Origin of the sequence: Mycobacterium sp. D16Q13, from assembly GCF_002013375.1 — a bacterium.
Lineage (GTDB): Bacteria > Actinomycetota > Actinomycetes > Mycobacteriales > Mycobacteriaceae > Mycobacterium.
Map to the genome: position 1 here is coordinate 26,624 of NZ_MAEW01000011.1, position 23,881 is coordinate 50,504.

Annotated in this window: 15 protein-coding genes; 3 read left to right on the plus strand and 12 right to left on the minus strand. The window is 65.2% G+C overall.

All coding sequences use genetic code 11. The features are described from left to right. Window positions 1–7: 7 nt before the first annotated feature. The 8 genes from alaS to B4400_RS13185 all read right to left on the minus strand — a co-directional run bounded on the left by alaS (window position 8) and on the right by B4400_RS13185 (window position 13,554). Window positions 8–2,695 carry an alanine--tRNA ligase gene (gene alaS / locus B4400_RS13150; protein ID WP_078310689.1) on the minus strand — a complete coding sequence of 896 codons (2,688 nt, stop codon included), beginning with the start codon at window positions 2,693–2,695 and terminating at the stop codon, window positions 8–10. 198 nt (window positions 2,696–2,893) lie between these two features. Next, complete coding sequence (locus B4400_RS13155) at window positions 2,894–3,211, minus strand: hypothetical protein (RefSeq protein ID WP_078310692.1); 318 nt, start codon at window positions 3,209–3,211, stop codon at window positions 2,894–2,896. 78 nt (window positions 3,212–3,289) lie between these two features. Further along, entirely contained in the window at window positions 3,290–4,642 is a 1,353-nt protein-coding gene (locus B4400_RS13160; protein WP_078310694.1) for a replication-associated recombination protein A, read from the minus strand. 44 nt (window positions 4,643–4,686) lie between these two features. Beyond that, window positions 4,687–5,529, minus strand: coding sequence for a DUF3097 domain-containing protein (locus B4400_RS13165; RefSeq protein WP_078310696.1), 843 nt, complete (start codon window positions 5,527–5,529; stop codon window positions 4,687–4,689). A 55-nt stretch (window positions 5,530–5,584) separates the two neighbouring features. Continuing rightward, complete coding sequence (locus tag B4400_RS13170; RefSeq protein ID WP_078310698.1) at window positions 5,585–7,333, minus strand: fatty acyl-AMP ligase; 1,749 nt, start codon at window positions 7,331–7,333, stop codon at window positions 5,585–5,587. Window positions 7,334–7,335: 2 nt separating this feature from the next. Next, window positions 7,336–11,841: a type I polyketide synthase gene (locus tag B4400_RS13175; protein WP_078310700.1), complete on the minus strand. Its 4,506-nt coding sequence runs from the start codon at window positions 11,839–11,841 to the stop codon at window positions 7,336–7,338. Beyond that, window positions 11,841–12,110, minus strand: coding sequence for an acyl carrier protein (locus B4400_RS13180; protein ID WP_078310702.1), 270 nt, complete (start codon window positions 12,108–12,110; stop codon window positions 11,841–11,843). The genes B4400_RS13175 and B4400_RS13180 overlap by 1 nt, the downstream gene beginning before the upstream one ends. 295 nt (window positions 12,111–12,405) lie before the next feature. After that, window positions 12,406–13,554 carry a kinase gene (locus tag B4400_RS13185; protein WP_078310704.1) on the minus strand — a complete coding sequence of 383 codons (1,149 nt, stop codon included), beginning with the start codon at window positions 13,552–13,554 and terminating at the stop codon, window positions 12,406–12,408. A gap of 138 nt (window positions 13,555–13,692) precedes the next feature. Between B4400_RS13185 and B4400_RS13190 the strand changes: the two genes are divergently transcribed. From B4400_RS13190 to B4400_RS13200, 3 genes are read left to right on the plus strand one after another with little or no spacing between them, the layout of a single operon-like run. Next, complete coding sequence (locus B4400_RS13190) at window positions 13,693–14,316, plus strand: TetR/AcrR family transcriptional regulator (RefSeq protein WP_078310706.1); 624 nt, start codon at window positions 13,693–13,695, stop codon at window positions 14,314–14,316. Next, a complete protein-coding gene (locus B4400_RS13195) occupies window positions 14,313–15,596 on the plus strand; it encodes a glycosyltransferase (protein WP_078310708.1) in 1,284 nt (427 codons plus the stop codon). Before B4400_RS13190 ends, B4400_RS13195 begins: the two co-directional genes overlap by 4 nt. Before the next feature lie 7 nt (window positions 15,597–15,603). Further along, window positions 15,604–15,834, plus strand: a complete 231-nt coding sequence (locus tag B4400_RS13200) for a F0F1 ATP synthase subunit C (protein ID WP_499971781.1) — start codon at window positions 15,604–15,606, stop codon at window positions 15,832–15,834. Here the strand turns inward: B4400_RS13200 and B4400_RS13205 are convergent, their stop codons facing one another. The 4 genes from B4400_RS13205 to B4400_RS13220 all read right to left on the minus strand — a co-directional run bounded on the left by B4400_RS13205 (window position 15,835) and on the right by B4400_RS13220 (window position 23,827). Further along, complete coding sequence (locus B4400_RS13205) at window positions 15,835–16,863, minus strand: zinc-binding metallopeptidase family protein (RefSeq protein WP_078310710.1); 1,029 nt, start codon at window positions 16,861–16,863, stop codon at window positions 15,835–15,837. It abuts the gene before it with no gap. After that, window positions 16,856–17,791: a transglutaminase family protein gene (locus B4400_RS13210; RefSeq protein ID WP_502688399.1), complete on the minus strand. Its 936-nt coding sequence runs from the start codon at window positions 17,789–17,791 to the stop codon at window positions 16,856–16,858. The genes B4400_RS13205 and B4400_RS13210 overlap by 8 nt, the downstream gene beginning before the upstream one ends. Beyond that, window positions 17,782–20,385 (minus strand): circularly permuted type 2 ATP-grasp protein, encoded by a 2,604-nt coding sequence (locus tag B4400_RS13215; RefSeq protein ID WP_078310881.1) that lies wholly within the window; start codon window positions 20,383–20,385, stop codon window positions 17,782–17,784. The genes B4400_RS13210 and B4400_RS13215 overlap by 10 nt, the downstream gene beginning before the upstream one ends. 112 nt (window positions 20,386–20,497) lie before the next feature. Beyond that, a complete protein-coding gene (locus B4400_RS13220) occupies window positions 20,498–23,827 on the minus strand; it encodes a transglutaminase family protein (RefSeq protein ID WP_078310715.1) in 3,330 nt (1,109 codons plus the stop codon). Between the last annotated feature and the right edge of the window lie 54 nt (window positions 23,828–23,881).

Consider the following 23,881-nt stretch of genomic DNA (forward strand, 5'->3'; position numbering starts at 1 on the left):
ACTCGATTCAGGCCTGGCGGATCTGTTCACGCAGCGCCTGCAGCGCCGCGTCAATGCCGGAGGGATCCTTGCCGGATCCCTGTGCCGTGTCGGACTTACCGCCGCCTCGACCGTCCACGGCCGATCCGATGGCGCCCACAAGGTCGCTGGCACGCAGCCCCGCATCTTGCGCGGCCTGATTGACCGACACCACGAAGGGCACCGAGCCGTCTCCGGCCGCGATCAGGGCCACCACCGCGGGGTCACTGCCGAGCCGGCCCCGGATGTCGCCGATCAGGCTGCGCAGGTCGCCCGCGCCGGTGCCATCGGGCAGCCGGTGCGCGACCACGGTGACAGTGCCGGCCGAAGTGCCCAGGCGTTCGGCGTTGTTCACCAATGTCGCGATGGACGCCTTCACCGAGGCCAAACGTGTTTGCTCCAATTCCCTTTCGGCCACCTTGAGCCGATCCACCAGGGTGGCGACCCGGCCCGGAACCTCCTCGGAGGGCACCTTCAGCGTCGAGGACAGCGCCGCCATCAGGGCACGCTCCTTGGAGAGGTACCGGAACGCGTCGAGCCCGACGTAGGCCTCCACGCGGCGGACCCCGGAGCCCACCGAGGACTCCCCCAGTAGCGTCACCGGCCCGATTTGCGAGGAATGCGCCACATGCGTCCCGCCGCACAGTTCCAGTGAGAACGGTCCGCCGATATCGACCACACGCACCCGGTCGCCGTAGTTCTCGCCGAAGAGCGCCATCGCGCCCATCGACTTGGCCTGGTCCAGATTCGTGACGAAGGTGTTGACGGGGTAGTTGGCCTCGACCGCCTTGTTGGCGACGTCCTCCACCTCTTGCCGCTGCGCCTCCGAGAGCGCTCCCTGCCAGCTGAAGTCGAAACGCAGATATCCGGGCCGGTTCAGCGAGCCTGCCTGAACGGCATTGGGCCCCAGCACTTGCCGCAACGCGGCGTGCACCATGTGCGTGCCCGAGTGACCCTGAGTGGCGCCGTGGCGCCACTGCGGATCCACCGAGGCCACCACCTGGTCACCCTCGACGAACTCACCGGATTCCACCGTGACCTTGTGCACGAACAGGGTTTTGGCGATCTTCTGAACATCAGCGACCTTCGCCTGCGATGTCGTGTTGGCCCCGTCTCCGCGAATGGATCCGACGTCGGCGATCTGGCCACCTGATTCGGCGTAGAGCGGGGTGCGGTCCAACACGATTTCCGCCTCGGTGCCCGCTGAGGCAACCGGCACCCGGGCACCGTCGACAAAGATGCCCAGAATCGTGGCCTGGGAATCCAATTCGTCGAACCCGGTGAATTCCGTGGGCCCCGCGTCAACAAGTTCGCGGTACGCCGTCAGGTCCGCATGGGCGTGCTTGCGCGCGGCAGCGTCAGCCTTGGCGCGCTGCCGCTGCTCGTTCATCAGATCCCGGAAGCCGTTCTCATCCACCGAAAGCCCGGCCTCGGCCGCCATTTCGAGGGTGAGCTCGATCGGGAATCCGTAGGTGTCGTGCAGGGTGAACGCATCGTTACCCGAAAGCGTGCTCTTTCCAGCCGTTTTCGTCTTGTCCGCGGCGTCCTCGAACAGCTTCGAACCGGAAGCCAGGGTGCGGTTGAACGCGGTCTCCTCGGCAACGGCGATTCGGCTGATGCGTTCGAAGTCGGTCACCAACTCGGGGTACGACGGGCCCATCTCGTCACGCACCACGGCCATCAGCTCGCCCATCATGGGCTTTTCGACGCCAAGCAACTTGGTGGAGCGGATGATCCGGCGCAGCAGGCGGCGCAGCACATAGCCGCGGCCTTCGTTGCCGGGGCTGACCCCGTCACCGATGATGATCGCCGCGGTGCGCGCGTGATCGCCGATGACGCGGTAGCGGACGTCGTCCTCGTGGCTACCTTGCCCGTATCCGCGCGGGGCGACTGCTGCCACGCAATCGATGACAGGCCGCACCAGGTCGGTTTCATAGACGTTGTCGACACCCTGCAACAGACACGCGATGCGCTCGACACCCATACCCGTGTCGATGTTCTGACGCGGCAGCGGCCCGAGGATCTCGAAGTCCGTCTTGGAGGTGCCCTCGCCACGCTCGTTCTGCATGAACACGAGATTCCAGATCTCGATATAGCGATCCTCGTTGGCCTCCGGGCCACCCTCGATGCCGTACTCGGGGCCACGGTCGTAGTAGATCTCTGAACACGGGCCGCACGGACCGGGGATGCCCATGGACCAGTAGTTGTCGGCCATTCCGCGGCGCTGAATCCGGTCCAGCGGCAGCCCGGCGATCTCCTGCCACAGCCCGATGGCCTCATCGTCATCGAGATAGACGGTGGCCCAGAGTTTCTCCGGGTCGAACCCGTAACCACCTTCGGACACCGGGTTGGTCAACAGCGTCCAGGCCAGCTCAATCGCCTCACGCTTGAAGTAGTCGCCGAAGGAGAAGTTCCCGGCCATCTGAAAGAACGTGTTGTGCCGGGTGGTGATGCCCACCTCGTCGATGTCCGGGGTGCGAATGCACTTCTGGACGCTGGTGGCCGTGTTGTACGGCGGCGTGCGCTGCCCCAGGAAGAACGGCACGAACTGAACCATGCCGGCGTTGACGAACAGCAGGTTGGGGTCGTCGAGAATCACCGAGGCGCTCGGTACCTCGGTGTGACCGGCCTTCACGAAGTGGTCCAGGAATCGCTTCCGGATCTCGTGTGTCTGCATGTCGTCCTTGCGTGTAGCTGGGGAATCTGACCGGACCACCCTACCGGTGCGTCTGCCTACCGCCGGTATACGCCAAGGTCAGGAGGTACCGCCACCGAGTATCTGGTCCGTCACACTGCGCCCGGCTAACCGGAAAGAGACGCTCGACACACATGAACGCGCTCGGACCGCGTTCGCAGCAAGCCCGGCCGGTGACCGCTAAGGCGCGTCGCGGATCGAGCTGTCGACGGCGCCGCCGATGGGTGCGGTCGCGAGGCCAGTGAATGGCCCCAGGAAGGGGCTCAGCAGAATGCCGGCTCCTGCCTCCGCGGCGTTACCGGCGGCACCGGCCCCGACGTCGCGGCCGTACTGCTCCACCCAGGGGTCAACCGGCGCAGGTGGTGGCGGGCCTGGATCGTCGAGGACGGGCTCGGGTCCCGGCTCAGGCTCCGGATCTGCCCACGCCATGGTGGGCGCCGCCATCACAGCGAGCGATGCCAGTAATCCCCCCGCGATCACACGCATACGTAACGCCATGTCGTCCAGTATGCCGAGTGTGCGATTTGTGTCGATTTACCGGCCAGAACCGACAAAATCCGCACACTCGATCACAACTCAGCGCTTCAGCCCACGCCGAATGATGGCGCGCAGTTTGTCCAGCCGCGATCCGATGTCACGTTCGTTGCCGTGATCGGTGGGCTGGTAGTAATCGGCACCGACCAGCTCATCGGGCGGATACTGCTGCGCCACCACACCGTCGCGGTCGTTGTGCGGGTACACGTATCCGACGGCGTTGCCCAGTTTTGCGGCGCCGCTGTAGTGGCCGTCACGCAGATGCGGCGGCACCAGCCCGGCCTTCCCCGCGCGGATGTCACCCATCGCCGCTCCCAGTGCCGCGGGAACCGCTCCCGACTTGGGCGCGGTCGCGAGGTGGATGGTCGCGTGGGTCAAGGTCAGCTGCGCCTCAGGCATCCCGATCAGTTGCACTGTCTGGGCGGCCGCCACCGCCAACGGCAACGCGGTGGGGTCTGCCATGCCGACATCCTCACTGGCCAGGATCATCAGCCGCCGGGCGATGAAGCGCGGGTCCTCCCCGGCGATCAGCATGCGCGCCAGATAGTGCAGCGCGGCGTCCACATCGGAGCCCCGGATCGACTTGATGAAGGCGCTCACCACGTCGTAATGCTGGTCACCGTCGCGGTCGTAGCGCACCGCTGCCCGATCCACCGACTGCTCGACCACTTCGACGGATATGACCGAGCCCGCGCCTTCGGCTGTTTCTGCGGCGACTTCCAGCGCGGTCAGTGCGCGCCGCGCATCGCCCGCGGCCAACTGCGCCAGCAGGCTCAGCGCCTCGGCGTCGACGGTCACCGCACCACCGAGCCCGCGCTCATCGGCGATCGCCCGCTCGAGTACCTCGCGAATATCGTTGTCGCCCAGCGGCTGCAACTGAAGTATCAGCGAGCGCGAAAGCAGCGGTGCCACCACCGAAAAGGAGGGATTCTCCGTGGTGGCGGCCACCAGCAGCACCACCCGGTTCTCGACCGCCGCGAGCAGCGCATCCTGCTGTGTCTTGGAGAACCGGTGCACCTCGTCGATGAAGAGCACTGTCTGGCGGCCATGGACGGCGGCACGGCGCGCATCGTCGATGACCGCTCGCACCTCTTTCACGCCCGCGGACAGGGCCGACAACGCTTCGAACCTGCGCCCGGTGGCCCCCGAAATCAAGGATGCGAGAGTTGTCTTCCCTGTGCCCGGCGGTCCGTACAGGATGACCGAGGCCGCGCCGGAGCCGTCGACGAGGCGGCGCAACGGCGAGCCCTGCTTGAGCAGGTGCCCCTGCCCCACCACCTCATCGAGTGTGGCGGGGCGCATGCGGACAGCGAGGGGCGCGTTGGGCGCCACCCCCGCATCCACAGGGGCCACGTCGAACCCGCCCCCGGGCACGTCGAACAGGCTGTCTGACACGTCTCAGGCTTACCACGTCGGGCCGACGGGTTCAGTGCAGCCCGTCACTGGTCAGGCAGCGTGACGAAATCGATGAGTTCCTCGACACGGCCGATCAGGGCGGGCTCCAGGTCTGTCCAGGTGCGCACCTTGCCGCGGATCCGGCGCCAGGCCTCGGCAATCTCGGTCTGACTGCCATGAGGCCAGCCCAGTGCCTGGCAGATGCCGTGCTTCCATTCGATGTCCCGTGGCACGGTGGGCCAGGCATGCAGGCCGATCCGCTCGGGCTTGACCGCTTGCCAGATGTCGACGAACGGATGCCCGACCACGAGGGTGTGCTCGCCGTAGGGGCCCTTCTGCACCGTTTCGGCGATACGTGATTCCTTCGACCCCTTCACCAGGTGATCAACCAGCACTCCGAGCCGACGCCCCGGACCGGGCTGGAATTCCTTCACGATGGCCGCGAGGTCGTCCACCCCGCCCAGGTACTCGACGACCACACCTTCGACGCGCAGGTCGTGACCCCACACCTGCTCGACGAGCTCCGCATCGTGACGGCCCTCGACGTAGATTCGGCTGGCCAGCGCCGTGCGTGCCTTAAGACCCTGTACCGCAACCGATCCCGACGCGCTCCTGGATGGCTTGGTGGGTGTGTGCCGCAACGGCTCCTTGAGGATCACCGGTTTGCCGTCGATGAGATATCCCGGCCCGACCGGGAATCCGCGGACTCGTCCGTGCCGGTCCTCCAGATCCATCCGGCCGTACTCGATCCGCACGACCGCACCCACGAAGCCCGTCTGGGCATCCTCGACCACCAGGCCCTTTATCGCCGCGACCTCGGTCGATTGAGGACGCCGCGGAGCATGCGGGTTGTTGGACAGGATGTCGGTGCCATAGCGATCAGCCACCCGGCGATGGTAGGAACGCGTCGGCGCCGCATCCGGCTACGACGCGCCCCTGTGACTAGACCGTGATCGGAACCGCGTGCGCGTGAGTGCGAGTGGCCACCACCGAATCGGCGAGTGCCCCCTGCACATAGAGGTCGCGGGTGCGCGAACGCTGCACCTTTCCCGAGGAGGTTTTGGGCAGCTGGCCCGGCCGCAACAACACGACATCGGCCAGCGCCAGACGCGTGCGGTCGGACACCGAACGCCTGATCTTCGTGATCTGCGCAGCATTGTCGTCGTCGCTCTTGCCGGATCGTTCGGCGGCGATCACCACGTGTTCAGTGACATCTCCCGGTACGGAGAAGGCCACCACATTGCCCTTCCGGATGCCAGGCACATCCTCTACCGCCCATTCGACCTGCTGCGGGTCGTAGTTGCGCCCATTGACGACGAGGATGTCCTTCTTACGCCCGGTGACGTACAGGTTGCCGTCCGCGATGAACCCGCGATCACCGGTGCTCAGCCACCCGTCGGCACTGAAGGCATTACGGGTTGCCTCCTCATTCTCGAAGTATCCGGCCGCGACCGATGGTCCGTGAAACTGAACGTCGCCGACACGCCCCTGCTCCAGCTCTCGCCCGGCGTCGTCGACGATCCGCACGCGGTGCCGGTCGTCGAGTACCTTCCCGCAGCTGACGAAGGTGAGAACGTCATCGCCTACGGCGGCGGGGACCACCAGACCCTCATTCCGGTATGCCGCACCGGAAATGGGCAGACGCTCGAAACGGCTGGCAAGGCTGTCGAAGGTAATCGCGAGGGTGGCCTCGGCCATGCCGTAGGCAGGCATCACGGCCTCCTGTGTGAGTCCGTGCGGGGCATACGCCTCGATGAAGGCATCCAGCACCTCGGCGTTGATCGGTTCGGCGCCGCAACCGAAGACCCGCACGCTGGAAAAGTCCCACGCGGTCTCCCCTGCGGGGGGCGGCACGGCCTTCTTGACCGTCAATGCGAACGCGAAATTCGGTGCGAAGGAGACGGTTCCGCGATGCCTGGACACCGTGTCAAGCCAGATGCCCGGGTCACGCAGGAAGGCCAGTGTGGGCAGATACGTTGCCTGGAGCCCGAATAGCACCACACTCAGGAAATGCCCGATCAGACCCATATCGTGGTACAGCGGAAGCCAGCTGACCAGGCGTTCGGTGGGGTACTTCTGCGCCTCCAGGCAGCGCAGATTTGTCAGGAATGAGTGCGCGTTGGCCCACAGCGAGGCGTCGGTCACCCGGACGGCCTTCGGTTTTCCGGTACTGCCACTGGTGAACTGCAGGAAGGTGACCTGATCTGTGGTGCGCGGGGCGGCATCCACGTAATCGCCTCCGGCGGTGACAGTTTCGGTATGCACCACGGCACCCACCTGGGCACCGAATCTGGCCGACAGGTTCAGCACCTCGTCCACCCATTGCGGTGCGATGAGTCCGCGAGATCCGCTGGAGGACAGCACTGATTCGAGGAAGTCGAGGTATGCATCCTGCTTACCCAGGCTCGTCGGCGGATACAACGGCACGGGTATGGCACCGAGCCACACGATCGCGAGGAACCCGGTGACGAATTCACGGGTATCCGGCACTACCAGCGCCACCCGGTCACCCGGCGCGATGCCGTGTGCCGACAACGCACCGGCGCCGCGAGCCACCTCACCCAGCAGCTCCGCGAAGGGCACCAATACCTCGCTACGGTCGTCGCCGATGAATGTCAGTCCGCGGGTGGTCGACGCGGCATTGGCCTGAAGCGCCGTGGCCAACGATCGCGGGTTATCGATGTCGAACATCGTCACGCTCCGTTCAGGTTCTGGGTTGCGGGGTTGACAAGGTTCGCAAGGATTTTCACGGTGCGGTCGATCTGCTCGAAACTGTGGCTGGCCGTCACGAAGAAGCGCAGTCGCGTCTGATCGTTGGGCACGGCGGGGTACAGGATCGGATCGACGTTGATGCCGGATTCGCGCAGCTGCGCGGCCAGCAGAAGCGATCGGCGCGAGTCACCCACCACGAACGGGATGATCGGTGTCCCATTGCTGTCGCCGAACGAGAGACCGGCGCCCGCAAACGCGGCACGCATGTAGTCGGCGTTGGCATGCAGTGCGGCAACACGTTCCGGCTCGGCCTGCAGAATCTCGATCGAGGCGAGCGAGGCGCCGGCCGACGCCGGTGGCAGCCCGCAACTGTAGATGAAGCCGGGCAGGCTGTATTTCAGGTACTCGATCAGCTCGCGAGATCCGCCGAGGTAGCCACCGCAGCTGGACAGCGATTTCGACAGGGTGCCCATCCAGATGTCGACCTGAGAACGGTCCACGTCGAAGTGCTCGCCGATGCCGCCGCCGCCCGCACCGAGAACCCCGATGGAGTGCGCCTCGTCGACCATGAGCAGGGCGTCATGCCGCTTGGCCACCTCGATGAACGCCGGCAGGTCGGCGATGTCACCGTCCATGCTGTAGGCGCCTTCGATCACCACCAGAGCCCGACGGTATCGGTCGCGAACGGTGCCGAGTAGCTGGTCCAGATGTGCGGCGTCGTTGTGCTTGAACGGACGCCGCGTCGCACCGGACAAGCGGCAGCCCTGCATGATGCTGTCGTGCGCCAGCGCGTCGTGCAGCACGATGTCCTGCTCACCAAGAATGTGGCCGATGGCAGTGACATTCGTGGAATGGCCGCCGACGAGGGTGACCACATCCTCAACCTTCAGCAGCCGCGCGATGGCCGCCTCCAGCTCGCGGTGCACCGGCTTCTCCCCCGAAAGCAGTCGGCTTGCGGAAACCGATGTGCCGTAACGGCTCAACGCCTCTTGGGCGCGGGCGGTGACCCGCTCGTCCCCCGACAGTCCCAGATAGTTGTAGCTCGAGAAGTTGATCAGCACACGATCGCCCACGCGGGTGGTGTCATTGACAACCTGCTGGTGCACCGTGAAATACGGGTTCTCCGTGCCCTCGCTGTCGAAGTCTTTCAGCCGCTTGTCCAGCGCCTGCCACTCCGGGAAATCCGTGATCGTGCGCTCACGACTGACCCGCTCGACGAGGACCTCACCGGAGGGCTCGGGTTTCGCGACCACCACAGCCGTCTGCCCTGCTGCCAGAGCCACGACATTGCCCACTGTGAGTTCCTTGGCACTGAAGTCCTGCAGTGCAAGGTCCGGATTGCCCTTCTGCAGGGTCTTGAACAGCTCCGTGAGCATCAGCGAGTCAAAGCCCAGATCACCGACGAGGAGGTGTCCGGCGGTGAGCGCCGCCGCGTCATATGATCCAATGCGCGCGATCTCGTTGAGCGCATTGCTGTTTCGATTCACGGACGTACGCTGCGGGTTGGGTACCGTGACAGGTTCCACGGCGACGGGTATCGCGGGTACCGCCTGAGCAATCGGCGGCAGGTCGACGGCCTGGCTACCCAGGACCGTAGTGAGTAGCGCGGTCTGTTCACGCCAGAGCGAGATGATGTCCTGCACGAGGGGTGATTCCTTCCCGATAGGCGCGGATTGTGTCCGCTTCGCCGGAGAGCTGTCCTGAGGAATCGCCGCGAGGGTGCGCCGCGATTCACGCTTCTTCACCGGCCACAGTGACTTGGCGGGAACCGGCCGTGTGGTCAGCAGTGCGCCCGGGTGATCGGACGGGCCGTCCAATGCGGTGGGCACGCCAACCGAACGCAATTGGGCCCGTATCCGATTGAGCAGGCGAGCGTGCTCGGCGGTGTCCACCTCCACCAGATGATCGGCAGGAGCGCCCACCGACCGCGCGAGGTTCAACAGAGCACGCCCCGCACCGATCTGAAGAAAGACGGTGTCCGTGCCCCCGAGGGCGCCGAGGGCGCCGGAGAAACGCACCGGTGCGAGCGCGTGTTCACGCCACCGCGCGCGAATCTCCTCCGCATTGGTGTACTCGGATGCCGAGATGCACGATATGAAGGCGATTTCCGGGTTCCGGATGGGCAATTCCCCAACCAGCCTGTAGATTTCACGGTTCGCCGGTTCTAGCAGCGGACTGTGGAAGGCATGCGAGACGTTCAGCACCTTGTGCGGAACATCGGCGCCGATGAGTAGCGCACCGGCAGTGGCCAATCCGTCGGTGGTGCCGGCGAGGACGATCTGATCCGCGGCGTTGTGGTTGGCCACCCATACCGACGGAACGCCCTCGATGAGCGCGCGCAGCGTGGCCTCGTCACTTCGGCACGCGATCATCCCCCCGGCAGGAATGTCGGCATGGGCAATCGCCTCTCCCCGCCGGGCGGCAAAACGCACCGCCTCCTCGTCGGAGAGCACTCCCACGGTGGCGGCGGCGGCGAATTCCCCGACGCTGTGGCCCAGTACGACATCGGGAACGACACCGGCGCTGGCCAGATACTGCACGAGGGCCAGCTGCGTGATCAGCAGTGCCGGCTGGCAGCGGTCCGTGCTGGCGAGCGCCATCTCGGCATCCGGCGTGTGCTCGGCCGGATACATCACGTCGAGCAGTCCGGGGCTGTTCGCGGCCTCGGCGAGACGTTCGATAGTCGCATTCACCCCCGGCACCGCGGTTTTCAATAACGCGAGCTCGTTGACGGTCTGCGCCCCCTGGCCGGCGAACAGGAAGCAGACCCGAGGGATCGAGGAGGCCGGCTTGGCCGATCGATACCAGATGTCTTCGCCTATCCGCGTGGGAATCTCGCTGCCTGCCTTGAGCACTGCGAGCGCGGCGCGCAGATGCTCGTGGAGCTCCAAGATCGAACTGGTGACGATCAGCAACTCCACCCCGCGGTCCTCGCGGCGTGTGAGCGTCCGGGCCACCTGTCCGAGGTCCAGGTCCGGTGTGGCGTCGATGTCGTCCAGCAGATACTGGCAGCGCACCTCGATATCGCTGGCATTTTCACCGCGAATCGGTATCACCCAGGAGTCCCGGGGTGTGCCTGTGCGCGCGACGTCACGCGGCTGACCCGCTTCCAGGAGTACATGCACATTGGTTCCGCCGAATCCGAACGCGCTGACACCCGCCACGTGCGGCCGTAGCGGCACAGCGGGCAGCGTGGTCGCCGATTCGGCGATGCGCCAACCCCGTTCCTCCAGATTTAGCGCTCCTCGTTTTTCACGAATGTTGGGCTGCGGCGGAATGATTCCGGTGCGCAACACCAGTGCCGTCTTAATCAGCCCGATCAGCCCCGCCGCGGACATGGCGTGCCCCACATTGGCTTTTGCACTGCCGAGATACCGCGGCAGATCCCCGCGGTGCGCCAGGCAAGAACTCAACGACTCGACCTCCACCGCGTCGCCAACCGGAGTGGCGGTACCGTGCGCCTCGACGTAATCGATCTGACCGGGATCCAGCCCCGCGTCCGCAAGTGCGAACTCGATCGCGGCGCGCTGTCCCGCGGCCTGCGGCTCCATCGGCCCGGCGCCGGAGCCGTCGTTGTTGCAGCCGACGCCACGTAGCCAGGCATGTACCTCGCCCCGCGCGGGCAGGGTGTCCTCGCGGGTCAACACGATGACGCCCGCGCCCTCACCGAGTACGAATCCGTCAGCGCTCGCGTCAAAGGGGGCGCAGACACCGGACTTTGAGACGGCGCCGATCTTCGAGAACATCACCAGCGAATCGGGCACCAGATTCAGGTGTACTCCGGCAACAATCGCCACCTCGCATTGCCGCGACCGCAGCGCAAGCACAGCGTTGTTCAGCGCGACCAGCGATGACGCGCAGGCGGCGTCGACCGCCATCGAAGGCCCGCGCAGATTGAACGCTCTGCTGATCATCGCGGCCGACATGTTGAGCAGCGAGCCCGGCATCGTGAACGGACGCACTACCGGGACATCCGCCGTCAGGGCCCGCGAGTCGATATCGGAGAGATTTGAGGAATCCCCGAATTGACCGGCGCCGAGCTGCACTCCGCGCAGGGGCGCACTCACCACCACCTCGCGAAAGTCGGATGTCGAGATACCGACGTATACGCCGACGCTGCGGCCCGCGAAGCTCTCCTGATCGAAGCCGGCATCCTCCAATGCCTCGCGCGTGGTGGTCAACAGGATCCGATGTTGCGGATCCATGACTTCGGCTTGCCGCGGCGAAATCCCGAAGGTAAGCGGATCGAACCGGTCGATACCGCTGACCGCGGCCATCACATCGGTGTAGGTGGTGTTGGGGCGCTTACCCTCGGGATCGAAGAACGGCCCATGCTCCCAGCGCTCCCGCGGGATCTGTCCGACGGCGGTGTCGCCTCGCAGCAGCATCTGCCAGAAGGATCGGACGTCCCCGGCCCCCGGTACCTGGCATGCCATCCCCACGATGGCCAGCGGCTCCGATGGACCGTTCCCGCGGTGCGCGTCCATCAGCCGGCGAGCTCAGCGGCCAGATGTGCACGTACGACGGCGGCCAGATCGGCGATCGTGTTCACCCTGACCAGCTCACGCGGAGGCAACCGGACTCCGGTGACCTCTTCGATATGCGTCAGGAATTCGAGGGTCTGCACCGAGTTGTAACCCAGGTCCGCGATCTCCGATTCGGGAGTGAGCTCGGGAAGCGCCTCGGTGGCCACCGACTCGATGGCCTCAACGACGAGGTCAAGCTCTTCGGAGAACACAATGTTGTTCGATGTCACCAGTCACCTCAAATATCTACGCGCGGATGATGTTTCGCAGCGATTGACAACGCTGTCATGGCGAACAGCGTCGAGGCTATGGAGATAAGTGGTGCGCTAAAACCCTGCACGTCCTGATGTGTCAAGTCAACGGCACGACCGGCCTTGTATGTCAGGTTGGATGACGTACAGATGTGATACTCAACACTTCCGGGAATGCATTACCCGTTCCGGTCGGCTGAAAGATATTCGCGCACAGCCTGTTCGAGGACCTGCATCGCGGTGGACATTGACCGAATGAGGTTCGATCCGGCGCTCAGTCCTCGGTAAAAGTATCGCCGCGCAGTGCGGCGATAACGTCCGCTGCGTGGCCGGCCACGACGACGTCGCCCACACGCTCGGCGGCCGCGTGTAGTGCCATCCAACGCCCCAGAAGTGCGGGGTGGCTCGGTGCGGGGTTCCCCAGGGCCACCGTGTCGTCGTCAATGTCGACATCGATGGTGAAGTACTCGTGGGTGGCCAGCCATACCCACATCAGCCGCGCATCCAGGATGCGCCGCGCGAGCATCTCGTCGTCCGCGAGCGCCGGTGCGATCGACACGACATCGGAGCGCCACGCCTCGGTCATCGCATCATCGAGCTCGGCGACCTCCTCGCGTTCGGTGGCGCCGAGGAACTCCGGGTAGACGGTGAGTGCGTGCGCGATGTCCAGCACGATGTCCCGGAATCCGCCCCATTCGTAATCGAGGATACGGACGCCGTGCTCGGTGACAAGGATGTTGTCGGGGGCAACCTCGGAAGGACTAAAGGCTCGAACGCCGCCCTTCTCGAAGAGTTCAGCTGTTTGCTGTAGGCGTGGAATCAGCGGCGTCGGTACCTCGAGGGAGTACTCACTCCTCAGGATCTGCTGCAGCGGGGCGATGGTGTCCGCTCCACCGAGGCGCTGCTGCGATGGGTCGACATCGGCCTTCTTCACATCAATGCGCCGAAGCAGTGCAGCAAAGTCTCCTTCGCGCCCCACCGTGGCCACATGCATCCGCCCCAGGGCTTGCGCCCACGCCATCAACGCGTGGTTTATCGCAGCGCGATTGCGCTCTGCGAGCAGTTCAGACATGGTCGGCGCGGAACCCAGGTCGGTGAGCACGATGAGTCGTTCGGCGATCGAGTAGGCAACCAGTTCTGGCCCGGGCCGATGCTTGGCCGTCAGGGAGTTTGCAAACTGGTACGACACGACCTCGCGCAGCACGGCGGCATGGGATCCGCCCTCGGGGACCTGCTTGATCACCATGGACTTCGGCAACGCGAAAGGGTTCTGCACCGCACGGACCCGAATAACGATCGCAGGCCCGCTGCCACCGAGATCTTCGGGTTCAGCCAACGTCACGGTTGCCCCCGCGCGCTTGGAGAGCAACTCCTCAGCTGTGGCGATAACCTGCGCGACGGGGTCTGCCAATAATGTGGTCATTACCGCCTCACCTTACCCCGTCTTTATAAGACTGTGGGGCGGCACACACTCATCTCAGAATTCACATCCATGCATTTGCCAGCGGATGTCGTGGGCGTTGCCCTTGCGCGTTCTGACCGATCGGTCTAATTTGAGACCATGCGGTCTGCAGAGACATTGACCTTCACTGAACGGGCCCGACGGGCACAGATAGTGGCGGGCGCCATCGAGGTGCTCGCCGGCACCGGGTATCCGCAGACGTCGCTGGCGAAAATTGCCGAGCACGTCGGAGTGGCCAAGAGCGCGGTGCTGTATCACTTCACATCGAAAACTGAGGTCATCGAATCCGTGATGCTCGAGGTGTTCACCCGGGCGTGCACCGCGATCGTGCCCGCAGTGCAGGCAGAGACCACCGCGATCGCACGTCTCACGGCCTACATCAGGGCCAACATCGAGTTCGTCGTCAGTAATCGGATGGCCGCGATCGCCCTACTGGAGATCATCACCGGTTATCGCAGTCAGGACGGTCTGCGGTTCGACCAGGCGGCGGCAGGCGCAGCGCCCCCCGCCGAGTTCGCCGCGATGGACCCCGAGGCGATTTTCCTCGACGGCGTCGCGACCGGTGAGTTCCAGTCGGTGTCGCCCCGGTTCATGAAGAACGCCTTGCGGGCGGCGCTGGATGGCGCCGTGTGGGAACTGGGACGTGACCCCGACTATGACGCCACCGGATACGGAGAACAACTCGTCGACATGTTCACCAAGGCCGTCGGGACAGCGCCATGACAACGATCGTGATCTCCGCATATGGCACCCGTGGAGACGTGGTGCCGCTGACCGGACTGGGAAAACGGCTGCGCGACAGCCTGTCTGTGCACGTGGTCATTGCCGCGCAAGAACCCTATGCACACCTGGTACGTGCATCCGGTCTGGAATTCCGTCCGTTGCCCGGAGATACCGAAGCGGCAACTCGAGACTGCGAGCATGGTCAGGCACTCGTGGACGGCGCGCGGATGCGCCCCTCGGGGGCAGCTCTCACTGAGATGCGGGCAGGACTTGCGGGAGTCGGCGAGGCGATGGCCGAAACTGCGCACGATGCCGATGTTCTGCTGGCCGAAGGCCCAGTGGGCACGCTGCTGGGATATCACGTTGCCGAAGCACTCGACATACCCAGCGCAGGCCTCTCACTTCAACCGGCCTGCCCCACCGCCGATTTTGCGCCACCGCCACTGACCGTCCGGTCGTTTGGCACCCGGGGTAACCGGTTGGTGTGGCGCCTTGCCCAGTGGGGGGAACGGATCTACACACCGCTCATCGATGACCTGCGCCACCATCTCGGACTGGCCCCCGCTTCACCGCGCCGCTACCACGACATCCGCGCGAGACACTGGCCCATGGTGCACGGCTACAGCCGTCACGTCGTCGCACGCCCCCGCGATTGGCGACCGCACTGGCATCAGACCGGGTACTGGTGGCCCGATCATGACGACACCTGGCTCCCCCCACAAGAACTGAGCGAATTTCTCGACAACGGGCCCGCTCCCGTCTTCATTGGCTTCGGCAGCACCGCTACCGCCAAGGGACACGAGCTCTCGGAGACCATCGGCACCGCGATACGTCGAGCCGGAGTACGGGCAGTGGTGCAACGCGGGTGGGCCGGACTCGCCGGCCTGGGCGATGACGCCATCACCGTCGACGATGTTCCGCACTCCTGGCTGTTTCCGCGAATGGCCGCCGCCGCGCACCACTGCGGCGCCGGAACGGCCGCCGCCGCATTGCGGGCCGGAATCCCCTGTGTTCCCATCCCGGGCATCATGGACCAGCCCTTCTGGGCTCACCGATTGGGGCACATCGGGGCCGCCTGTACACCGCTGCCGCGTACGTCGCTTCGGGCCGACCAACTCTCGGCATCGATCACAGAGGTGATCACCCTCTCACGGTATCGACAAGAAGCCCAACGTCTTTCACGACTCATTCGTGATGAGGTCGGTATCGGGGCGGCAGTGGAGATCATCGCCGCACTGTTGGATGCCACGACGAAGAAAGGTGCACATCATGGCCACTGAACTCCTCATGGGCAACGCGCTACTGGCCGGAGCCATCACGCTGGCGGGCGGTGCGATCGGCGCGGGTATCGGCGACGGCATGGCGGGAGCACAGCTCATCGCCGGGGTAGCCCGCCAGCCGGAATCTCAGAACCGGCTATTCACACCGTTTTTCATCACCGTCAGCCTGGTCGAAGCCACCTTCTTCATCAATGTGGCCTTCATGGCTCTGTTCGTATTCGCCACCCCGGGCGGGTAACTATCCGGTTGCGGGCTCCCCCACGGCGGTGACGATCTCGTGGATCAGTCGCATCTTCTCCAGCACCGGACCGGGCAGCACGAACGGATACAGATCGTCGCGCCCCATGGAGCGGTTGACCATGTTCAGCGACCAGGCCAGGGGCAGCCACATCTCGATGATGGTGTCGAATCCGCTGGGGCCCAGCACCCTGCGATCGAAGGTGCCGCCGGCGGGCGCCAGGGCGAAGGCAGCGGCAGTGTCCAACGTATCGCGGACATGCAGGTAGTGCGCGAAGGTCTCCGCCCAATCCTCGGCGGGATGCATGGTGGCGTAGGAGGAAACGAAACTCGCCTCCCAGCCTTCCGGCACCCCCTGCTGATAATGCCGGTCAAGGGCCGCCTGGTAGTCGGCATTTGGATCGCCGAATAGTGCGCGGAACCTCTCCACATGATCCGGCGTGGTTTCGACGAGTCGGTAATAGAAGTAGTGCCCAATCTCGTGACGGAAATGGCCGAGCAGTGTGCGATACGGCTCATCCATCGAGATGCGAAGCTGCTCGCGGTGCACGTCATCGCCCTCGGCGAGATCCAGTGTGATCACCCCGTTGTGATGCCCCGTCATCACCTGCTGTTCTTTACTGGACAGCAGATCGAAGGCCAGTCCGAACTCGGGGTCGACGTCTCGCCCCGTCACCGGTAGTCGCAGCTCGGCGAGCTCAGCGATGAGCCGGCGCTTCGCCTTCTCTGCGTCGGCGAATGCCGGCAAGGCCGTTCCGTCAGAATCGCTGGGCCGAGTGCGCGTGAGCACGCAGGACGCACACAACGTATCCGTACCGGTACCATCCACCAGCCAATTGCATTCGGCTACATGCAGATTCGCACACAGGTGATGATTCTCGGAGTCGACGAACCCGGGCCCGTCGTCCTGGGCGATGACCAGCAGGGCCTTGTCCTCGAGCGAGAACCCGACGTGACTTCCGCAGGCCAGGCAGACCGAGTTCTCGAACGCCAGATGCTGACCGCACTGCGGACAGATGAAGTCACGCATGAGCGGGGCTCTCCTCACACGGTGCGACGTCCACCGACACCTTGATCGTGCTGCTGTCGGAATCGGTATAGATGATGCCGCGCAAGGGCGGGACGTCGGCGTAATCGCGACCCCAAGCGACGGTGACATACCGCTCGTCGGCAATCGTGTCATTCGTCGGGTCGAACGCGACCCATCCGTCGGGCGGGACCCACACCGCTGCCCACGCATGGGTGGCGTCGGCGCCAACCAGGCGCGGCTGCCCGGGCGGCGGATTCGTGGCCAGGTAACCGGACACATAGCGCGCCGCAAGCCCCTGGGTGCGCAGTGCCGTCGCCGCGATGCGGGCGAAGTCCTGACAAACTCCCTCCCCCGCAGCCAGCACTTCGCTGACCTTGGTGGAAATGGTGGTGGACCCCGAGCGGTACTGGAAGTCACGATAGATCCGGCCCATCAGGTCCACGACCGCCTCCCCGAGTGGCCGTCCCGCGGTGAAACTCACTGCGGCGTAGGCGCGTACATCATCGGTGATCTCGGGGGGCACCAAGTCCAGCACGAACTCGGCAGCCAGTGCGCCGGCCCCGGTCGCGTCCCCGAATGCCGGGCGAGCCAGCTCCCACGCCTGCTCCCACCCCGCCGCAGGGAGCGGTGGGATGCTGACGTCAACGATCGAGCGGGCGGTAACGCTGAGCTCCCGGTGCGGCGTGGTGACGTGGAAGTACGAGCTGAGGTTTCCGTACACGTCCCTGCCGGTGGAGCTGTCCGAGGGCTCCGGTTCTACGATCAGTTCATTCGATTCACAATGCTGCCAGTCGGTGTCGCGCGGCGTGAGGTAGCCGCGCCCATAGGAACTGGTGACATCGTCGGAGTATTTGTACAGGGTTCGGTGCGTGACCTGGTACCGGATCACGGATGAACCGCCCGCGCGAAGACCATCGGTCACGGCAATCTCCGCCCCGGGTCAGGGCCCCACAGTGGCTGCATACCGGTCGGCATGGACAGGTGCGTCTTGGTGACCACCGAGGACAATTCGCGCAACGCCTGATGGACGTTGTCGAGGGTGTCCGCGAGTGTGTCGCGCTGCCCATCGTCGCCCGCAGCGTCCAGATCAGCCGGATCGATCCGGCGCAGCTGCGTCACCAAGTCCTCCACCAACCGCTCCGGACGTGAGGTTCCCGAGGCACTCGGCAACGACTTGAGGTCGGTGCGTAGCGACTCCACCTGATACAGCAGGGATCTCGGATTGACGGCATCGAACAGCAGCAGGTCGGCAACGGCCTCCAGGCTGATCTTGCCCCGGGTGCGGCGGCGGTACATCACCGAAGACTCGCACGCCACCAACGTCGACTCGGTCACGGACTGCTCGGCCGCGCGGCAGCGGACCGTCGTGAGTGTGGAACGCAGCAGGGCTGTCAGGCCGAGGCCCCGTTCGATGCGCTTACCGATATCCATGATCGTCCAACCGATATCGTGCACCGTCGATTCCGCCGCCAGCCCCGCCAGCGCGAGAAGCCCTGCCAATACCTGAGTTTGGGTGGCGGCAAGCACCGTGTCGTCCGCACGGGTGGGGCTGCCGCCGGACCGCGCGCTCTCGTCGTACTCGGCCGCCGCGGTCACGATGGCGCGATCCATGCCGCCGAGCACCATCCAGGTGTCATTGGACATCTGATCTCGAACAGCGCGAGCCGCCAGACCCAGCCGCTCGACCGATTGCGCCAGGGACCCGACCCGCTCCTTGTCCACCGTCAACGACCACAGCTGTGTTCCCAGATCCTCGGAACTGGTGTCGGTGCCGGTGATGTCGCCAAGTGCCTTCAACAGCACCGGGACGCATTCACTGGCCTCCATGAACTGCCGATACCGGTACTCGTGGAACCGTTCCCGGGTGACGGACAACAGCCGGACCAGATTCTCCGCGCGCTCTCCGTACCGCCCCAGCCAGAACAGATCGGACAACACACGCGGTGAGCTGACCGCGTCAGCGCCCGCCAGGCGACCAGCGGGCAGATCCAGCGAGGCCACGGTCAGGGCTCGCTCGGTCTGATCGCGATCTGGCTGTTGAACCCAAATATCCTTGGCGGCAATACTGTTGAGCGTCGATCCTGAGTTTCCGGAAGCGCCGACGTATCCGAGACCACCGATCATCGGCGCGTACCCGCCGCGCTGCGCCACCGTGAACAGTCGCATACCGATCGGCGCTGCGGTCAGAGCACCCGAGCGCAGATATGTGGGAGCCACCGACAGTTCGGGAAGTTCCTGACCAATCCAGCACCAGGGCGCCGCCTCGACGCGTGCCCGCAAGGTCTCCAGTGTCTGCGCCGACTGCAATGGTCCGGTGTAAACCTCTTCCCCCACTGTTGATTTGACCAGCAGCGAGCCAAGATTCGCGAGCAGATGCGATCGTTCCGCGTCGATGCCGCCCCACCAGGTTTGACCTCCGGACAAGGCGAGCGGCTCATCGAGCAGCCGCCGCGATAGCTCCGGCAGGAAACGAGCCAGGCCCGGATTCTCCAACACCCCGCTGCCCAGCGAGTTGACGACGGTCACCGCGCCCCGGCGAAGTACCTCGACCAAGCCGACGACTCCCAGTCGTGAGTCGGCCCGCAGATCCAGCGGATCGGAGTAGCCGGCGTCGACTCTGCGCAACACCACGTCCACCCGGCGCAGGGTGCCCAGTGACCGCATCCACAGCTTGCCGTCGCGCACCACCAGATCGGCGGACTCGACCAGCGGAAAACCCAGTACCGACGCGAGGTACGCCTGATCGAAGGATGTCTCCGAGTGGATACCGGGACTGAGCACCACCACCGACGGATCCTCGACCGACTCCGGCGCGACATCGATAAGCGCCAGGCGAAGTGTCTGCGCGAACGACGAGGTCGGCCTCGGCGCCATCTTCTCGTAGAGATCAGGAGCGGCGTGGGCCACCACGCGGCGGTCCGCCATCGCGTACCCGGCACCCGATGGCGCCTGCGTCCAGTCGGCATTCACCCGAAACTCGCCGGCGCCGGTGCGGCCGACATCACAGCCGAGCAGGAACAGCTGATGCCTGCCGGGCAAGGCCATGCCGTGCGCCGCGCGCACATATCCCGGATGTGCGAAGAGCAGCTGTGGCGGCAGCGCACCGGAGCTGATCAACTCCTGCGGCCCGTACAGGTCGCTGAGGATGGCGTCCAGCAGCGTGGCCCGCTGCGTCAGCCCGACCTCCAGTACGTCCCAGTCGGCAGAGTCGAGGAGCAGCGGGAGCCCATCCAGACGCCACGGGACCGGATGAGTGGGCGCATCGGGTGCGGGCGTCGATACCGAGACGCGTCCGGGATCCATGTAGGTGATGCCGTCGCTGTCGACAAGAGTGCGGACGCGATCGAGCAGACGATCCAAACCAGGACGGCCACGCTGCGCGATGGCGTCGGCCAGGTCGGTCCAGGCCGGGCGAACGCTGCCATCAGGTGCCAGGAACTCGTCGTAACCCGCCTGGCTGCCCCGTCGGCCGACCTCGAACAGTGCTCCCTGGGCACGAATGCTGCGGTACTGCGCGATCAGCGGGTTATCGGCCACAGAGAAGTCGGGTCCGACGGGAGCCCCCGAAGCAGGTGCTACCACCGGTCGTACCTTCCTTCCCGTTACGCTGCCGTTTCTACGCCCTATCGACCGCCTACCTGCGTCCCACCGTTCTCGCACGGCGTAGATCCAGGATGCCGGGCGCCACGGCATCGGTAGACATGCGGGCTTGTTTCTCGCGCAAGTCTGACAAATCAACGTGCCCGGTGGTGTAACCGGTGGCATCGAAGCGCCTCCCACGGCGTGCCTCGGCGGCCACCGCGTTGACGGGAGGGTCGTCATAGGACCGGCCACCCGGGTGCGATACGTGGTACGTACAGCCGCCGCGAGACAACGCGTTGGCAGTGTCGATGAGCTCGAAACGCAGCGGGTCGTCGACGGTGATGCTCGGATGCAGCGCGCTGGGCGGCTGCCACGCCCGGTATCGGACGCCGGCTACCTGAACGTCCGGGTTGGCGGTCGAGAGCAGCGGGATGGGCTCACCATTGCAGGTGACGACGTACCGGGAACGATCGGCTCCGATGACTCGCACCTGCACACGCTCAATCGAGGAATCCACGTATCGCGCGGCACCTCCGGCGGTTGCCTCCTCTCCCAACACCCGCCACGGTTCGATGGCCCCGCGCAGTTCAATCTCGATACCGTCGAACACCGCGGTGCCGATCCGGGGGAACCGGAACTCGGTGAACGGATCGAGCCAGCTGGTTTCAAAGGCGATGCCATGCGCACGCAGCTCGGCGGCAACCTGAGCAATATCATGAATAATGAAGTGCGGCAACAGGTAACGGCCATGCAGATTCGCGCCATGACGGATCAGCGGTGCGCGCAGCGGTTGCTCCCAGAACCTGGCGACCAGTGCGCGCACCAGCAGCGACTGGACCATGGCCATCTGGAAATGCGGCGGCATCTCGAATCCACGCAGCTCCAGCAGGCCCAGACGCCCGCGGGCGCTGTCGGGGCTGTACAGCTTGTCGATACAAAACTCCGCCCGGTGAGTGTTCCCGGTGATATCGGTGAGCAAATGCCGCAGCGCCCGGTCGACATGCCACGGAGCAGGATGCTCGGAAGGATCGCGATCGGGCGCCTTCGTCAATCTGTCGATCTCCGCGAAGGCGATCTCCAACTCGTACAACGCCTCTTCTCGACCTTCGTCGACGCGAGGGGCCTGCGATGTGGTGCCGACGAACCGTCCCGAGAACAGGTAGGACAACGCGGGATGATGCTGCCAGTAGGTCAGCAGCGACACCAGCAGATCGGGGCGGCGCAGCAAGGGTGAGGTCGCCGGGGTCCGGCCCCCGAGTGTGATGTGGTTACCCCCGCCGGTCCCGGTGTGGGTGCCATCCACGTCGAACGATTCGGTGGTCAGCCGCGCCTTGCGTGCCTCCTCGTACAGCGCCTGCAGCTGGCGGGACTGTTCGGCGAAACTCCCGGTGGGGGTCACGTTGACCTCGATGACCCCCGGATCGGGAGTGACACTCATGACTTCCAGCCGGGGGTCCGGCGGCGGTCCATACCCTTCGATCACCAGCGGGCAGGTGACGGCGGCCTCGACGCGCGCGATGAGATCCACGAAGTCGTCGAGGCTTTGCACCGGCGGCAGGAACAGATACAGCAGCCCGTCGCGAATCTCGGCGACCAGGGCAGTGGGGGGTGCTCCGTCAGCGGGCACCACAACGGCGTCCGCGCCGGCCCGTTGTGCGCCGAGCTCCGCGGTGACACCGAGCGGGTCAGCCTCGGTGGGGTGCGGTGCCGGCTGCCAGGAGATGGAATCAAGTGGGAGCCGGAGCCCCGCCGGGGACGATCCCTGCGTCAGGACAATCCGTCCGCGGCGCAGTGTCCAGTCGGCGCTCTCCCAGCGGCCGCCGTCCTCCCCGCGGTGCAGGGGCAGCAAGTACGCGGCCGGCCCGGTCACCTGCTCGTCCAGACGGGTCAGCAGTTCTGACCGTCGATCTTCCGAGTCTTCCTGCGGTGCCGGGTCATCGGCTGCCTCGACCGGATCGCCCTCGGGACGCCGAACGGATGCGGCGAGTTGACTCAGCGGATCCTCGTACACCGCGCGTACCTGGCTCTCGGGCAGCCCGAGATCACCCGCCAGAGCGTGCAGCAGCGCGCGGTCGGCGCCCTCGGGGGTAGACCACTGACGATCCTCGGCCCACGGGTCTGCGAGCAGTTCGGGGTCAGACCACAGTGCCTGGCCGTCGCGCCTCCACTGCAAACCAATCTGCCACCGCGGCAGAGGTTCGCCGGGGTACCACTTTCCCTGGCTGCGCTGTACCAAACCTGCTGGCGCCCAGAGCGCTTTGAGCCGGGCGGCCAGATCGGAGGCACGTACCCGCTTCTGTGGCCCGTCGGCCGCGGTGGTCCACTCCTCGGCAACCTGGTCGTCGATCGACACGAATGTCGGCTCGCCACCCATCGTCAACCCCACCTCGGCGGTATCGAGCCGAGTGTCGATCTCCGCACCCAACGCGGTGACGGCCTCCCACACCGACGCCGTGTACGGCAGCGTGACTCGTGGATCTTCGTGCACACGGGTGACGGTGTTGGAGAAATCGAGGGTGGACTCGCACACATCGGTTGCCCCGGAGATGGCGGCAGACGTCGACGGATGCGGAGTCGCCGAGAGCGGAATATGCCCCTCACCGGCGAGCAGCCCCGACGTGGGATCAAGCCCGACCCATCCGGCACCGGGAATGTATACCTCGGCCCAGGCATGCAGGTCGGTGAAGTCCGCGACCGGCCCTGAGGGACCGTCGATTTCGACGATGTCCGAGGTCAGTTGCACCAGATATCCAGACACGAAGCGGGCGGCAAGCCCCTTCTGCCGCAGGATGGACACCAGCAACCAGGCGGTGTCACGGCAGGAGCCGATACCCACTGCCAGCGTCGTGTCGGGGCTCTGAACACCGGGCTCCAACCTCACCGCATAACCGACATCCGAGCACAGCGCCTGGTTGAGCGTGACGAGGTAATCGATGATGCGTGTGTTCGGTGCCATCGTGAAGTTGGCCACCCAGGCCTGAACCAGTTCACCGGGACCCGAACCCGGCACGGATTCATCCACCAGTTTGAGATAGGGCTCCAGGTCCGCCGCCAACGCGGCCGGATAGACAAACCCGACGTGCTCGGCCCACTCCTCGATGAAAAAGTCGAACGGATTGACCGATTTCAGATCCGCGATGAGTCCGACGGTGATCGATAGCCGTCGGGTCCGCTTCGGAAACACCACGCGGGCAAGGAAATTACCAAAGGCATCCTGTTGCCAGTTGATGAAGTGATCGTCAGGTGCGATACGCAACGAGTAGGCCTCGATGGGGGTTCGGGTGTGCGGAGCGGGGCGCAATCGAATCTCGTGCGGATGCACCTGCACGAGTCTGTCGAATACGTAGCTGGTCCGGTGCTCCAGCGCCACCTTGATGCCCATCGGCTGATCCCACCATAACCTGGCCTCACCCGCATGGCCTGCGATTCAGGGCAC

Excerpts from the sequence above, each read along its gene's own strand:
- alaS (WP_078310689.1), bottom strand. The coding sequence starts at position 2,695 with ATGCAGACACACGAGATCCGGAAGCGATTCCTGGACCACTTCGTGAAG.
- B4400_RS13205 (WP_078310710.1), bottom strand. The coding sequence starts at position 16,863 with ATGCGTGACTTCATCTGTCCGCAGTGCGGTCAGCATCTGGCGTTCGAG.
- B4400_RS13195 (WP_078310708.1), top strand. The coding sequence starts at position 14,313 with ATGACAACGATCGTGATCTCCGCATATGGCACCCGTGGAGACGTGGTG.
- B4400_RS13190 (WP_078310706.1), top strand. The coding sequence starts at position 13,693 with ATGCGGTCTGCAGAGACATTGACCTTCACTGAACGGGCCCGACGGGCA.
- B4400_RS13170 (WP_078310698.1), bottom strand. The coding sequence starts at position 7,333 with ATGTTCGACATCGATAACCCGCGATCGTTGGCCACGGCGCTTCAGGCC.
- B4400_RS13185 (WP_078310704.1), bottom strand. The coding sequence starts at position 13,554 with ATGACCACATTATTGGCAGACCCCGTCGCGCAGGTTATCGCCACAGCT.
- B4400_RS13175 (WP_078310700.1), bottom strand. The coding sequence starts at position 11,841 with ATGGACGCGCACCGCGGGAACGGTCCATCGGAGCCGCTGGCCATCGTG.
- B4400_RS13155 (WP_078310692.1), bottom strand. The coding sequence starts at position 3,211 with ATGGCGTTACGTATGCGTGTGATCGCGGGGGGATTACTGGCATCGCTC.
- B4400_RS13220 (WP_078310715.1), bottom strand. The coding sequence starts at position 23,827 with ATGGGCATCAAGGTGGCGCTGGAGCACCGGACCAGCTACGTATTCGAC.
- B4400_RS13200 (WP_499971781.1), top strand. The coding sequence starts at position 15,604 with ATGGGCAACGCGCTACTGGCCGGAGCCATCACGCTGGCGGGCGGTGCG.